Source organism: Trinickia sp. (genome assembly GCF_051961175.1).
Lineage (GTDB): Bacteria > Pseudomonadota > Gammaproteobacteria > Burkholderiales > Burkholderiaceae > Trinickia.
On the sequence record NZ_JBQCDN010000351.1, the window covers coordinates 1 to 13,090 of the forward strand.

Sequence of the window (13,090 nt, forward strand, 5' to 3'; positions counted from 1 at the left end):
GGAACTTGCCAGACGGCTTGCGCGCGCCGAGCTGACGTTTACGGGGGTGGATCCGACACACCCCGGCACGCTCGCTTACCAGACGCAGACGATGCTCGACAACCCCGGCGTGTTCGTTGGGTTGGGCGAATGGACGGGCGACAAGGAGTTCGTGAGTACGTTGCTGGGGGAGGAGGCGTTCAAGTTCGGCGATCCCGAAAGTCTGGCCGCGCTCGGCTTTGCCGAAGAGTCGGGGCTCGTGACGCTGATTCATAACGACTGGGGGCGTCACGGAATCAACGAGCACGACCTGCGCCCCGAGGCGCGTCGCGTCGCTTATGAGCACTTCGATCGGCTCATCGATGCCGTCGCGCAGTTTCCGAACGCGAACATCGTGCTTGCGCATACGGGAATCGGACGCTTCGCGCGGCCCGATGACGCGATGACGAAAATCGAAGTGAGCACCCGGCCGTCACCGCTCGCGGCGAAGCATGGGCTGGCGGGCCTGCTCGATCGCGGCAAGGCCAGATTGGGGATCAGCGCGCCGGCAAGGGAAACGATCGAGGTGCCGGAGCATATCGCCAAGCTCTATGAGGCGGTGGAACGGGCGCCGAACGTGCGCTTCGACATCTCTTGGAATGACGTCGGCGAAGCTTATATGTCGAATCCGAAGATGCGTCAGGCACTCGTCGATTTCATCGTGCGCTATCCGGACAAGGTGCTGTTCGGTAGCGATACGGTCAAACCCGTGAACGGAGGACAGTACAACCAGGCGCTCACGCTGATCGCGCCGCTGATCGCCGATATCGCGCGGCGCGATCCGGAGGCGGCCTACGCGGTGGTGCGAGGCAATTATGAAGCGATAACGAACGACGCGCGCCAGCGCTCGAGCGCATGGACCGTGAAGGCACTCACGAAGCAGTTCGACGCGACGACATCGAAGCGCGAGCGCAAGGCGATCGTCGCCAAACTGGAGCAGATCGAGGGCATGGACGCGTTGCGCGTGCCGGTGCGCGAATCGCTCGGTCAGGAGGCGCGCGTCTGCTTCGATGAATGGGTCTCATTGGTCAACGGCGCGTCGTCGTCGAGCCCGCCTGCGGGTTCGGGTTCGCGAGCGGGCGTTTCCGCCTTTCAGGCGGCGCACGACGGCTTGCCCGCAGCCGAAACGCAGACATGGGAAGGGGATCGTTACGGCACGGGCACCGCTCGCGGGCGGCAGGGAGACATGAGCAAGGTCAAGGCAACCGCATGGACGGCCGGCGCGGTTGCGGCCGCGGCGGGCGCGGTGGTGACTGGGGCGGAGATACACTCGCTGCCGATTGCCGCCACGGTTGCGCTGGCCCAGGCCGGGTTCGCCACGCGCGGCATGCTCAACGCCGGCCGAGCCATTTATACGGAAGGCTTGCGCGACAAATCGGACCGGATGTTCGAATGGGCCGATTTCACCGATAAGGATTTGAATGTCTTCATGGAGCGGCTGCGCAATCTGGGGCCGCAATTCGGTATCGATCCTGAGCGAATCGACGCGGCGGAGCGCCTGACCGACCAATTCCGTGCCAACCATGCCCGCTTGACGGCCATGCCGGCATCATCGTTCGAAACGATCGCTTCCGATCCGGCTGTCGGCGTCACGAACGAAGACCGCGAACGGCAGAAGTTCAACGTGATCATGAGCGAGGTGGGCCGCTATCAGATCAATCTCGATCGCGCACTGGGCTTGCAGGCGACGTCGATCAACGCCACCGATCCGCGCACGAAATCCGGGCGGTTGATACGCGGGCTCACCGCGGCTTCGTTGTTCGTCAATGTGACCGATACGGTTGCGCTATTGGCCACGACGCACGGCCAGAATCCTGCGGCGGTTGCGTTCAGCGTGCTGTTCGGTGTGGCCAACACGGCACTGCTGGGCAGCAACCTGGTGGCCTATGCGGGCGGCAAGGAGAAGATGAATCTGGAGACGGACGGACGCTCGCCGCTGCGCGCGGGGCAGGCGGCGACCGCGGCGGCGTTGGCCGTGGCGAGCGGCCCCTGGCTGCTCAGCGACGGCGCTGCCGCAGTGCATACGCTCTTGCAGCATCACGACGCCCTGACCGAGGCCAAGGATGCGGTGGGCGGCGCATTCCAGCTCGGCACGGAAGCCGCGTTCGGCGCGGCGACGGCCAAGCAGGCGATAGACGCCACCAAGGCCATGAAGGGCGGGCAGATGCCATCGGGTTCGGCACGCGCGCGACCGATCGTGGAGGGCAATGCGGCGTTGGTGGCGCGCGAAGGGGTTCCGTTGGTGACCCCTGTCATCCGCACGCTCGGTCATTTGATTGCGCCATTCCTGAGGCGGGGCTGAGCGTATTTCGGGTGGTCTTCGAAATGAGAAAGGTTGGAAGAGGCGGTGGCGGACCGGATGCGTTCGACGATGGCATCCACAAAGGCGCAGGAAAACCCAAACCGGTGAAGCCGTCCAAGCAGGCGGACCTGCCTGAAATGAGCGGCATCGGCGGACAGGCGGCCGAAGAGGCGAGCCATGTTGCCGATGCCTCGCGTACCGGCCGGCGGCGCGTGACGATCCGTGCGAAACAGGCGACGGCTTCGGTCATAACCGCCCCGGTCGGCTTCACATCGGAAGCGGCGATCGACGCCCTGACCGATCATGTGCTGGCTTACCGCAAGGCGCTGGGTATCGTGCCGGAGCCGCTCGTCATGAGGGATGACCTGAAGGCGAACCTGCGCAAGGGCGAGCCTTTGCCGTTCCTACCCAATCACGAAGTGTGGACGGGCGTGCTGGATCGTTCGGGGAAGGTTCAGTCCAACGACCCGCAATTGATTGGATTGATGGAGCAGGTCGACATGTCGAAGATCGACCTCAGCGGAATCCCGAGCGGGGGATTGCCGATTGCCGTGCGTGCGAAGAGCCCTGCCATCACAGACGAACTGCAGACGTTTCTCGAGGGCAAGGTGATCGAGCACTTCGGTGCGGCAGGCGAAATCCCGGTGCGCAAGAAGTCGAAAATTACGCGACGGGAAAAGGACGACACCTTCGAATTCCAGGAAACGGTGGCGTGGCCGTTTTTCCGGGAGCTTATCGCGGGCAGGCCGGCGATGCCGGACAATCAGGGCTTGGTCGACGAAATCGCGGCGCTGCCTGCGTATGAAATTCTGGCTCCCGGAGCACACCGGAAGACGCTCGATGCGTTGACGAAACAGACGGCGGAAAAGAGGCTGCAACTGATAGGCGTCGATCTTGCCGAATTGCAGTACTCGGGGCGGGTCGACGCGATGGATACCGTGCGCGTATTGTCGCTTTCGACCTTGGGCGGCACGGGCGGAGACTTGGCGATTCGGGCGGTTTTCCCGGAGGACCTGCCGCCAGGCACCTTTGCTTATGTCGCGGCGAGCGCCGCGCGCACCTTCGTGCTCGTCATTGCCGACGCCGTCGACAACTTCATCGGTGAACTCGAAACCGCGCGCGGCGATTTGGCTGCGAACAATTTGACGCCTTCGCTCAAAGCGCTGACAGGCGAAGCGCGTTTGCGCGACGTTGCGATGAACGTCGCGAAGCGTGAAGGAATTTTCAAAGGCGACGGCGGTATTTTTGCCAGACGTGCTGTCATGGCGGGCATGAAAGGCGCGGGCTCAGGCGCGCTGCTTGCCGCTCCGCTCGGGCTCGTGCTTTCCACGCCGGACATGAATCCAGGGTTGAGGGCTGCGCTGGGCGGTGCGTTATCGGTGGGTTCCGCGCTGTCCATTCCCTTCGATTTCCGCGAAGCCGAGAAGCAGGTGCAGTCCGCCGTGCTGACGTTGATGGACGAGGGAAAGATTCCCGAGCCGGAGGGAGGGTTCGCCAGCGATGAAGCGCGAGACGAATACGCTCGCGCCATTGCGGTTCAAGAACTGGTGGCGCGGCAAAGCAACAGCTCATCTGCCAAGGCGTTCTCGGCCAGTTGGCTCGTCAATGGGGGGCTATTGGGAACGGAAGCGCTGGGCGTTCCGCGCTTCATCGCCGAGCCGGTGTTCGTGGGGCTTTCTCCCGTCATGGAAAATCTGTTGAAAGCGGGTTATACGGTGGCGGACCTGAAGCGAGGCCGTCCCAGGAAAATGGACGGCCTGAGACACATGGTGCTGGCCCATCCCGGCCCGATCAGCGACGCGGACGAAGAAAGGCGATTGGAGCATGCATTCGCCAGTCCCTGGCCCAAGGGCGTCGCGCGTTTCATTACCGCCGGCGTCAAGGTACCGCAACCGGCAGGCGACGATCCCGCCGGACAGAGCGCAGGCGCGTAGCGATTCGCGCGCTCATGCCCCTGTCGGCCAGCGCGTGTCGTACGCCGCCCACCGCGTGGAGCAGACGGCGCGAACGCGGCGCGCCGTCGATTTTGCCGATCCGAAGTCGGCCCCCCTCACACCACCTGCATCTTGCCCGCGAGATAAGCGAGCTGACTGCGATTGCGGGCGCCGAATTTTTCGCGTAACTGGCGCAGATGGTAGTCGACGTTATGGACGGTGGTGCCGAGCCGTGCGGCGATGGCCTTGTCCGGCATGCCGACGACGACCGCGCCCAGGATGCGCTGCTGGAGCTGCGACAGGCCGTGTACGCTGTCTTGACGGCAAATTGCCTGCACGTAGGCGGCGCAGCGCTGGTGCAGCGAGAGACCTAAACCGAGCGCCTGCGCAATGACGCTGTCGGTGATCCATTCGCAATGGGCGGGCGGTCCGGCGAAAAGAATCAGCGCGCGCAACGAGGTGCGCGCGATCGGCAGGCTGAAGGCGAGCCCGCTCGCGAGCCCGTGTTCGCGCATGCCGTCGAAGAAGCGCCGCAGCGGCGGATCGATGCCGTCCTTGCGCGATGCGTTCACGAGCGAGCGCATGTCCCACACGTGCGGCCGGCTCGATTCGAATGCGCGCCGCATATGCGGATCGCGCAGCAGGTAATCGCCTTCGAGCAACTGCGGCAGCAAGTCCGGCGGCAGATAGTTGCGCAGCAGGTAGGCGTATTCGGGCTGCTTCTGCGCATCGAGCTTTAAAGCGGCGTAGCCCAGGCCGGAAAAACCCATGATGTTCAAAATGCCGCGAATCATGCGGACGCGTTCGTCCGCTGTGGGGGCCGCGCCGAGTTCGGCGGCGATGAAGGTGGCATCGCCGGTCTCATCGGCGCGCGCGAGCGGGGCGATATCCAATTCGTCGATATAACGAATCTCGCAGGGCGTGCGCGATTTGAAGTGGGGCGCGGGGCCGGGGGCCGGCGCCGCGTTGTGCAGATCCTCGAGTTCTTCGACCACGTCGATAGAAGACATGGGGTGTCCTTTCTTTCGTTGTTTTAGGAAGACGTCCACGGCGCCGTATTGCTTGCGAGGGGCGATTGAGAAACGACAGTGCGATTGCGGTTGCACCCTGCACGGGTGGCACCTGCCGCATCTGAGAGGATTTTATTGAGGGTGTCGTATGCGTGCGGGTTGGCATTCCGTAGTTCCATGCATCGGCACCTACGAAGTTCTGAGGAATCTACGAAATGTCCGGGTGCGCCCTGAGCGCCGCGTGTCCGCTTCACGGGGATAAAAAGTTCCAGTTCACCAGCCTTCGATTGCGTGTAAGATCCTGTATGGATATACAGTATGCGTGGTCACCCGATGCTTGCCACTTCCGTTCGTGCCGAAGAGATCCATCCGTCGCTGTGGCGCGCCTCGCAACTGGCGCGCGGTCGCGCACGCGTGGTGGAAACGGGGTATCCGGCGCTGTCGGCTGAATTGCCCGGTGGCGGCTGGCCGCTCGGCGCGCTGGTCGATTTGCTCGTCCAGCAGGCGGGAATCGGTGAAATGCGGCTGTTGCAGCCGGCTTTGAGCGCGTTGGGCGAGCGGCCGGTCGCCCTGCTGCAGCCGCCGCAAGTGCCCAATGGCCCGGGCTTCGGGTATATCGGGCTGTCGCTCGATCGCCTCTTGCATATCAAGGCGCCGAAGACAGGCGATGCCTTGTGGTCCGCCGAGCAAATTCTTCGCGCCGGCAGTTGCGGGGCGTTGATTTTCTGGGCCACGTATGCACAGTCGTCGTCGCTGCGCCGTCTGCATCTGGCGGCACAGTCGAGCGACACGCTGTTCGTGATGGTGCGGCCTTTAACGGTTGCGCAGGAGGCCTCGCCGGCGCTGTTGCGGCTGGCGCTGCGGCCGTCTTCCAGCGGGTTGGTGGTCGATATCGTGAAGCGACGAGGGCCGTCGCACACGGAGCCTTTGTCGATTCCTCTTCAACCTACCCCTGTTTTGCTGTCTCGCCATGCGCGTCTTTCTCGCCGTCCATTTGCCGAACCTGCCGCTCGAAGTCTTCCGGCCGAAGTGGCTGCCTGAACCGGCGGCCGGCAGCGTCGCGTTCGAGAAGGACAAGGTGGTCATCGCCGATGCGGCCGCGCGTGCGGCGGGTATTCGGCTCGGCATGAAACGCGGCGGCGTGCTCACGCTGTCGGCCGACGTCCTCATGGTCGAGCGCGATATGGCGCGCGAGGCCGCGGCGCAGCGCGAAGCCGGCGTGGCCCTGATGCGGTTCTCGCCGGATGTGGCGTTGGCGGAGGAAGCGACAGTCATCGTCGAAATCGGCGCCAGCCTGAGGCTGTTCGGCGGAGTGCGGGCCGTGTGCCGACAGGCGCGCGCCATTCTCGACGCGCTCGGCTTCACGGCACGCATCGGTATTGCGCCGACGGGGCAGGGGGCCTGGCTGCTCGCGCGCTACGGCAACCGGCGCGTGCTGCGGCTCGCTACGCTCGAGCGTGTCTTGTCGCCGCTGCCGATGCACTCGGTGCCGGAAGCACGGCCGTTCATCGATTGGTTCGCCGGCTTAGGCTGCGCGAAGATCGCCGATATGCGCCGATTGCCGCGCGCAGGGCTGCAGCGCCGCTGCGGCGAGCATGTCCTCGATTCGCTCGATCGCGCATTCGGAACGGCGCCCGAACTCTTCGATTGGCTCACGCTGCCGCCTACGTTTTCCGCGCGTATCGAATTGCCCGATCGCATCGAACACGCGGACGGCGCGCTGCACGCCGCGCATCGGCTGATCGTGCAACTGTGCGGCTGGCTGAGCGCCAAGCAGTTGGCGGTGACAGCCGTCACGCTTTCGCTCGAGCATGAACGGGGCAAGCAGGCCATAGCGCCCACCTTGCTTGAAATCGCGCTTGGCGAGCCCACCTGGCACGAGGCGCATCTGCTGCGCTTGCTGAAGGAGCGGCTGCATCGTATCGAACTGGCGGCGCCGATGATCGCGGTGCGGCTCGATGCCTCGAAGGTGGAGGCGGCCGCGCCGCCGGCCGAACAGCTTTTTCCGGAGCCCGGCGGCTCGGCCCAAAGCCATGCGCGTCTGCTCGAGTTGCTGGTGGCGCGGCTTGGTGAAGATAACGTGCTGCGTCCTGCGCCGACGGCCGATTACCGGCCCGAGGTCGCCAATCGATGGGTGCTGCTCGGCGGGCTCCCTATGAAGACTAAGCGCTCGCCGAACGGTTTGCCAAAAGGCTCGCCGAAAGACGTGTCTCAAGATTCGCTGCCTGAAGGGCTGCCGCGGCCGACATGGATGCTCGCTACGCCCGTGCGCTTGCTGATGCGCGCGCACCGTCCGTTTTACGGATCGCCGCTGCGGCTGGTCTCGCCGGCCGAGCGTATCGAGGCGGGCTGGTTCGACGGCGAACTCGTTGCCCGCGATTACTTCGTCGCTGAGGCCGACGATAAAAGCTACTACTGGATTTACCGCGAACGCGTGAGCAGCCGCGATGCGGACGAAGGGCCGCGCTGGTTCCTTCATGGCTTATTCGGATGATGCGATGGTTCCCGGTCTCAGTGGGCTGCCGGCGTACGCCGAGCTTTTTTGCTTCTCCAACTTCACGTTCCTGCGCGGTGCGTCGCACGCGCAGGAACTCGTCGCGCGTGCGGCGCAGCTCGGCTATGCGGGTATCGCGATCACCGACGAATGCTCGCTCGCGGGCGTTGTGCGTGCCCATGACGCAGCCAAGGAAGCCGGGCTGCCGCTCGTCATCGGCTCGTATTTCCGGTTGTGCCATGCCGATGGCTCGCCGTCGTTCGGGCTGATCCTGCTTGCACAAAATCGCGAGGGATACGGCAATCTGTCGGAGCTCATCACGCTCGCGCGCACCCGTTCGCCGAAGGGCGAGTATCGGCTGACGGCGCACGACCTTTCTAAGCCGGAGCCCGATTACGCGCATCTGCGCGGGATGCCCGATTGCCTGGCGATTCTCGTGCCCGATTTCCCGGCCAAGGAAGAGGCGCTTGCCGCACAACTCGAATGGCTCGACGAAACATTCCCGGGCCGCGCCTGGGTGGGGCTCGTGCTGCATCAGCGGGCGATGGACGACATTCACCGCGGCGCGCTGGAGTACGTCGCGCGCCGCCAGGGCGTACCGGTTGTCGCGCTTGGTCACGTGCTCATGCACGTGCGCTCGCGCAAGCCGCTGCAAGACACGATGACAGCCATCCGTGTCGGCAAGAGCGTGCACGAGTGCGGTTACGAACTCGCCCCCAACGCCGAGCAGCATTTGCGTTCGCGTTTGCGTCTCGTCAATCTTTACCCGGACGAAGCCCTGCGTGAGACGATCAACATCTTGTCGCGCTGCACCTTCTCGCTCGACGAGTTGCGCTACGAGTATCCCGACGAACTCGTGCCCGAGGGTGTCACGCCTACTGCCTATCTGCGGCAGGAAACGTACGCGGGCGCGCGGCGGCGCTTTCCCGCCGGCATTCCGTTCACGGTGCAGGAGCAGATCGAGCACGAACTCACGTTGATTGCCGAGTTGGAGTACGAGCCGTATTTCCTGACCGTCTACGATATCGTCCGTTATGCGCGTAGCCAAAACATCCTGTGCCAAGGGCGCGGGTCGGCCGCCAATTCGGCTGTTTGCTATTGCCTCGGCATCACGGAGGTGGATCCGGCGCGCGGCAATATGCTGTTCGAGCGGTTCATCAGCAAGGAAAGAGGCGAGCCGCCCGATATCGACGTCGATTTCGAGCATCAGCGGCGCGAAGTCGTCGTGCAGTACATCTACAGCAAGTACGGGCGGCATCGCGCGGCGATTGCGGCCGCCGTTTCCACCTATCGTCCGCGCGGCGCATTGCGGGAAACGGGCAAGGCGCTCGGCGTCGATCCGCAGATCGTCGATGCCGTCGCGAAGTCGCATCATTGGTTCGATACGAGTCACGATCTGCTCGGGCGGTTCGAGGAGTCGGGCCTCGATCCCACCCAGCCGCTGATTCAAGCTTGGGCGCGGCTGGCGGTGCAGTTGCTCAATTTCCCGCGCCATCTCTCGCAGCATTCGGGCGGCTTCATCATCAGCCGCGGCAAGCTGACGCGGCTCGTGCCGGTGGAGAATGCGGCGATGCCCGATCGCTCCGTCATCCAATGGGACAAGGACGATCTCGAATCGTTAGGATTGCTGAAGGTCGATGTCTTGGCGCTCGGCATGCTGTCGGCGATACGGCGTGCGCTCGAACTCGTTTCCGAACGGCGTGGCAGACGTTTCGATATGCAGGACGTGCCATCCGAAGACGAGAAGACGTACCAGATGATTTCGCGTGCCGATACGGTTGGCGTCTTCCAGATCGAATCGCGCGCGCAAATGAGTATGCTGCCGCGTTTGCGGCCGCAGACATTTTATGACCTCGTGATCGAAGTGGCGATCGTGCGTCCCGGGCCGATCCAGGGCGGCGCCGTGCATCCGTATTTGCGCCGGCGTCAAAAACTCGAGCCCGTGACGTATCCGAGCGAAGCGTTGAAGGCCGCCTTGGGTCGAACGGAGGGGGTGCCGATTTTTCAGGAGCAGGTGATGCAGGTCGCGATCATCGCGGCCGGCTTCACACCGGGCGAAGCCGATGAATTGCGGCGCGCGATGGCGGCATGGAAGCGCAAAGGAAATTTGCAGAAATACTACGATCGCATCGTGAGTGGGATGCTCGAGCGCGGGTATGAGCGAAGCTTTGCCGACGCGATCTTCGAACAGATCAAAGGCTTCGGCGAATACGGTTTTCCCGAAAGCCACGCAGCGAGTTTCGCGCTGCTCGTTTATACAAGCAGTTGGCTCAAGTGTCACGAGCCCGAAGCATTTCTCGCGGCGATGCTCAATAGCCAGCCGATGGGGTTTTATTCACCGTCTCAACTTGTGCAGGATGCGCGGCGGCATGGCGTGAAGGTGTTGCCCGCCGATGTGACCGTCAGCGGGTGGGACGCCGCGCTCGAGCCGATCGCAGGCGCGGCACGGCCGGCCGTCCGTCTCGGCTTATCGCGGCTGCGAGGCATGAAAGAAGAGGTCGCCGAGCGGATCGAAAACGCGCGGGCTGTTCGCGCCTTCGATAGTGTGCACGACCTTGCTCGCCGCGCGCAGCTCGATCGGCACGATCTGCATGTGCTTGCCGATGCGAATGCGTTATCGACGCTCGTCGGCAATCGACGCGAAGCGCTCTGGCATTCGGTGGCCGCCGTGCCCGAGAAAGACATGCTGGCAGCTGCGGCCGAAGCGGACGTCACTCCCTGGCTTGGCGCGCCGACAGAGGGGCAGAACATTGTGGCCGATTACCGCTCGGCAGGTCTGACGTTGCGGCGCCATCCGCTCGCCCTGCTGCGTGAAGGTCTGCTCGAAAAGCGGCTGATGCCGGCATCGAAGCTCAACGGTTATCGCAACGGCCAGCCTGCGCGCGGTTGCGGCATCGTCACGGTTCGACAGCGGCCGGGTACGGCCAAGGGCGTCATATTCATGACGCTCGAGGACGAAACGGGCAACGTCAACGTCATCATCTGGCCGAGCCTGCTTGAAAAACAGCGTAAGGAAGTGCTCAGTGCGTCGCTGCTTGCCGTGTACGGCGTGTGGCAGTGTCAGGGAGAAGTGCGGCATCTCGTGGCCAAGCGGCTCGTGGATTTATCGCATCTTCTCGGGGGCTTGCAATCGGAAAGCCGCAATTTTTGTTGAATCGGCTGCATCGGCTCGATGTGCGAATTCGGCGAATCCGCTCGAACGCGCACCCGTCGCTATTGCGGTAACGGCAACGCCGGCGACGTCTCGAGCACCTGCGCGAACGCAACATCGAACGGCGTGCGCAGGCCGATCCCGAGCGCTTCGAGCCGGCTTGAATCGAGGTGGCAATCGCGCGGGCGCGGCGTGGCCTCCATACTCGCGGTTTGGGCGGCGAGGCGGGCGTCGATACCCAGCGCACGGGCGATACGCGAGGCGATTTCGAACTTCGTCATCGGTTCGTCGCCGGACCATTGAGCGATACCGCAGATGGCTTGACCATCGGCGTGCCGCTCGAGCATGCCGCGAATCACCTGTGCGACGTCGGGCGTGTACGTCGGATAGCGTGTCGCCCAGGCATCCATCGGGGCAGGCGCGGCGCCGGGTGCCGCCGATGCCGCAACGGCCGGTGTCAGGCTCGTCACCGCCGATTCCGACCACTCGACGATTGGCCCGAACAGCAACGGAAGCCGGAGCACGCAGCCGAAATCGGTCGATTCCGCCAGTGCGCGCTCGCCTTCGAGTTTGCTGCGCCCGTATGCGTTGAGGGGAGCGGGCGGATCGTCGATGCGATAGGGTGGGGCGCTGCCGTCGAAGACGTAATCGGTCGAGATCGACAGCACCCACGCACCGTGTCGCCGAGCCGCCGCTGCGATCGTCCGCACCGCGTCGACATTCAAGGCGCGGGCGGCGGCGGGATCGCGTTCGCAGACATCGGGCCGCCGCTCGGCGGCAGCGATGACGATCGCGTCGGGACGGATTCGATCGACGAACGACGTGACGGCGGCCGCATCGCGAACGTCGAGCGCGGCGACGTTGCCGTTCGTTCGGCGATGCGCCGTCGGCACGATGCGCCAATCGGCGCGCGCTTCGAGTGCTCGGACGACTGCCCGGCCGAGCAACCCCGATGCGCCGATGACGGCAACGGTATGCATCGACAGCTTTTCCATGCGCTCAGGCGTCGACGATCGTGCGGCTGCCGTGCACGGTGTACCCGGCTTCGGCAATCGCGGCACCCAGTTGCTCGGCCGTCTCCTGCGATTGCACACGCACGCGCGCCGCGTCCAGATCCACATCGACATGCGCGCTGGCATCGAGCGCGCGAATCGCCTTCGTGACGGCGCCGACGCAGTGCTGACAGCTCATGCCTTCGACTTGGAATTCGATCATTGCAAGGTCTCCTCTTGAAAGACGGTTAAGAAAACGCTCGGCTGCGCGGAAACAACGAGCGCCGAACGAGCGCCGATACCTGATTGCTGATTCATTCCTGCAAAGCGTATACCTTCCCGTGATGGGAAGGTATACGCTTTTGCTCGTTAACTGGAGAGCCGTCATGAATATTGGGGAAGCCGCCCGCGAATCGGGTGTGACAGCCAAGATGATCCGCTATTACGAAAGCGTCGACCTGCTGGCGCCAACAGCCCGCACGGACGCCGGGTACCGCGTATACGGCCGGCAGGAAATCCACACGCTGCGCTTCATTCGCCAGGCGCGGCACCTGGGCTTCTCGATCGACGACATCCGCAAGCTTCTGGCGCTTTGGCAGGACCGCTCGCGCGCGAGTTCCGAGGTGAAGGCAATCGCGCTTCACCACGTGGCCGATCTCGAGCGCCGTATCGTCGAACTGTCGGAAATGCGCGACACGCTGACTCATCTGGCCGACCATTGTCATGGCGATTCTCGCCCTGATTGCCCGATTTTAGAGGGGCTGGCAACCGACCACGGATGCCGCGATGGCGCGCAAAGCCAATGCGGCGGCGGCTGAGTGCCCCTGCTCGCTGGTTTGCACGGTCATGGTGCATTCATGACGTTATGGCGATGCCGATGCACTATTCCAAGTCGGAATGCACATCATTCGAGCATTTCACTCGCATTTTGGCCCAAGGTCCTTATAATCCGGGTTAACCCTTTTACGGGAAATCCCTGAAGCAAGCTTCGCCGGGGACGAGCCCGACCCTTGGAGAAACATCATGTTTGCCTACATCCTCGAAAAGCTCAGCAACTGGTTCGAATCGGCCGAACGTGCTCGCCGCGAAGAGTACCTCGCATCGTCGACGGACATCGATGATCTGGAACGCCGCCTGCGTTCGCTCGAAGTACAGGGCTATTGATTCTTAAGCTGGGCACAGCCCGGCG

General features: G+C 63.7%; 10 protein-coding genes. 7 read left to right on the forward strand and 3 right to left on the reverse strand.

The features are described from left to right. Together ACTHL0_RS20395 and ACTHL0_RS20400 are read left to right on the forward strand one after the other, a co-directional pair. Positions 1–2,320: hypothetical protein (locus tag ACTHL0_RS20395; RefSeq protein ID WP_440568698.1), on the forward strand; the 2,320-nt coding region annotated here is incomplete at its 5' end. A gap of 104 nt (positions 2,321–2,424) precedes the next feature. Beyond that, complete coding sequence (locus tag ACTHL0_RS20400) at positions 2,425–4,254, forward strand: hypothetical protein (protein WP_440568699.1); 1,830 nt, start codon at positions 2,425–2,427, stop codon at positions 4,252–4,254. 116 nt (positions 4,255–4,370) lie between these two features. Here the strand turns inward: ACTHL0_RS20400 and ACTHL0_RS20405 are convergent, their stop codons facing one another. Then, positions 4,371–5,264, reverse strand: coding sequence for a helix-turn-helix transcriptional regulator (locus ACTHL0_RS20405; protein ID WP_440568700.1), 894 nt, complete (start codon positions 5,262–5,264; stop codon positions 4,371–4,373). 318 nt (positions 5,265–5,582) lie between these two features. On the opposite strand from ACTHL0_RS20405, the gene imuA reads away from it, so the two are divergent. The 3 genes from imuA to ACTHL0_RS20420 are packed head-to-tail and all read left to right on the forward strand — an operon-like array spanning position 5,583 to position 10,912. Continuing rightward, positions 5,583–6,305, forward strand: a complete 723-nt coding sequence (gene imuA, locus ACTHL0_RS20410) for a translesion DNA synthesis-associated protein ImuA (RefSeq protein WP_440568701.1) — start codon at positions 5,583–5,585, stop codon at positions 6,303–6,305. Further along, entirely contained in the window at positions 6,235–7,758 is a 1,524-nt protein-coding gene (locus ACTHL0_RS20415) for a Y-family DNA polymerase (RefSeq protein WP_440568702.1), read from the forward strand. Before imuA ends, ACTHL0_RS20415 begins: the two co-directional genes overlap by 71 nt. A 4-nt stretch (positions 7,759–7,762) precedes the next feature. Continuing rightward, positions 7,763–10,912, forward strand: coding sequence for an error-prone DNA polymerase (locus tag ACTHL0_RS20420; RefSeq protein ID WP_440568703.1), 3,150 nt, complete (start codon positions 7,763–7,765; stop codon positions 10,910–10,912). 59 nt (positions 10,913–10,971) lie between these two features. Here the strand turns inward: ACTHL0_RS20420 and ACTHL0_RS20425 are convergent, their stop codons facing one another. Further along, entirely contained in the window at positions 10,972–11,889 is a 918-nt protein-coding gene (locus ACTHL0_RS20425; RefSeq protein ID WP_440568704.1) for a dTDP-4-dehydrorhamnose reductase family protein, read from the reverse strand. A gap of 19 nt (positions 11,890–11,908) precedes the next feature. Continuing rightward, entirely contained in the window at positions 11,909–12,124 is a 216-nt protein-coding gene (locus tag ACTHL0_RS20430; protein WP_440568705.1) for a heavy-metal-associated domain-containing protein, read from the reverse strand. 163 nt (positions 12,125–12,287) lie between these two features. Between ACTHL0_RS20430 and cueR the strand changes: the two genes are divergently transcribed. Further along, positions 12,288–12,719 (forward strand): Cu(I)-responsive transcriptional regulator, encoded by a 432-nt coding sequence (cueR, locus tag ACTHL0_RS20435; protein WP_440568707.1) that lies wholly within the window; start codon positions 12,288–12,290, stop codon positions 12,717–12,719. Positions 12,720–12,924: 205 nt separating this feature from the next. Next, positions 12,925–13,065 carry a DUF3563 family protein gene (locus ACTHL0_RS20440; protein WP_440568706.1) on the forward strand — a complete coding sequence of 47 codons (141 nt, stop codon included), beginning with the start codon at positions 12,925–12,927 and terminating at the stop codon, positions 13,063–13,065. Positions 13,066–13,090 lie beyond the last annotated feature (25 nt).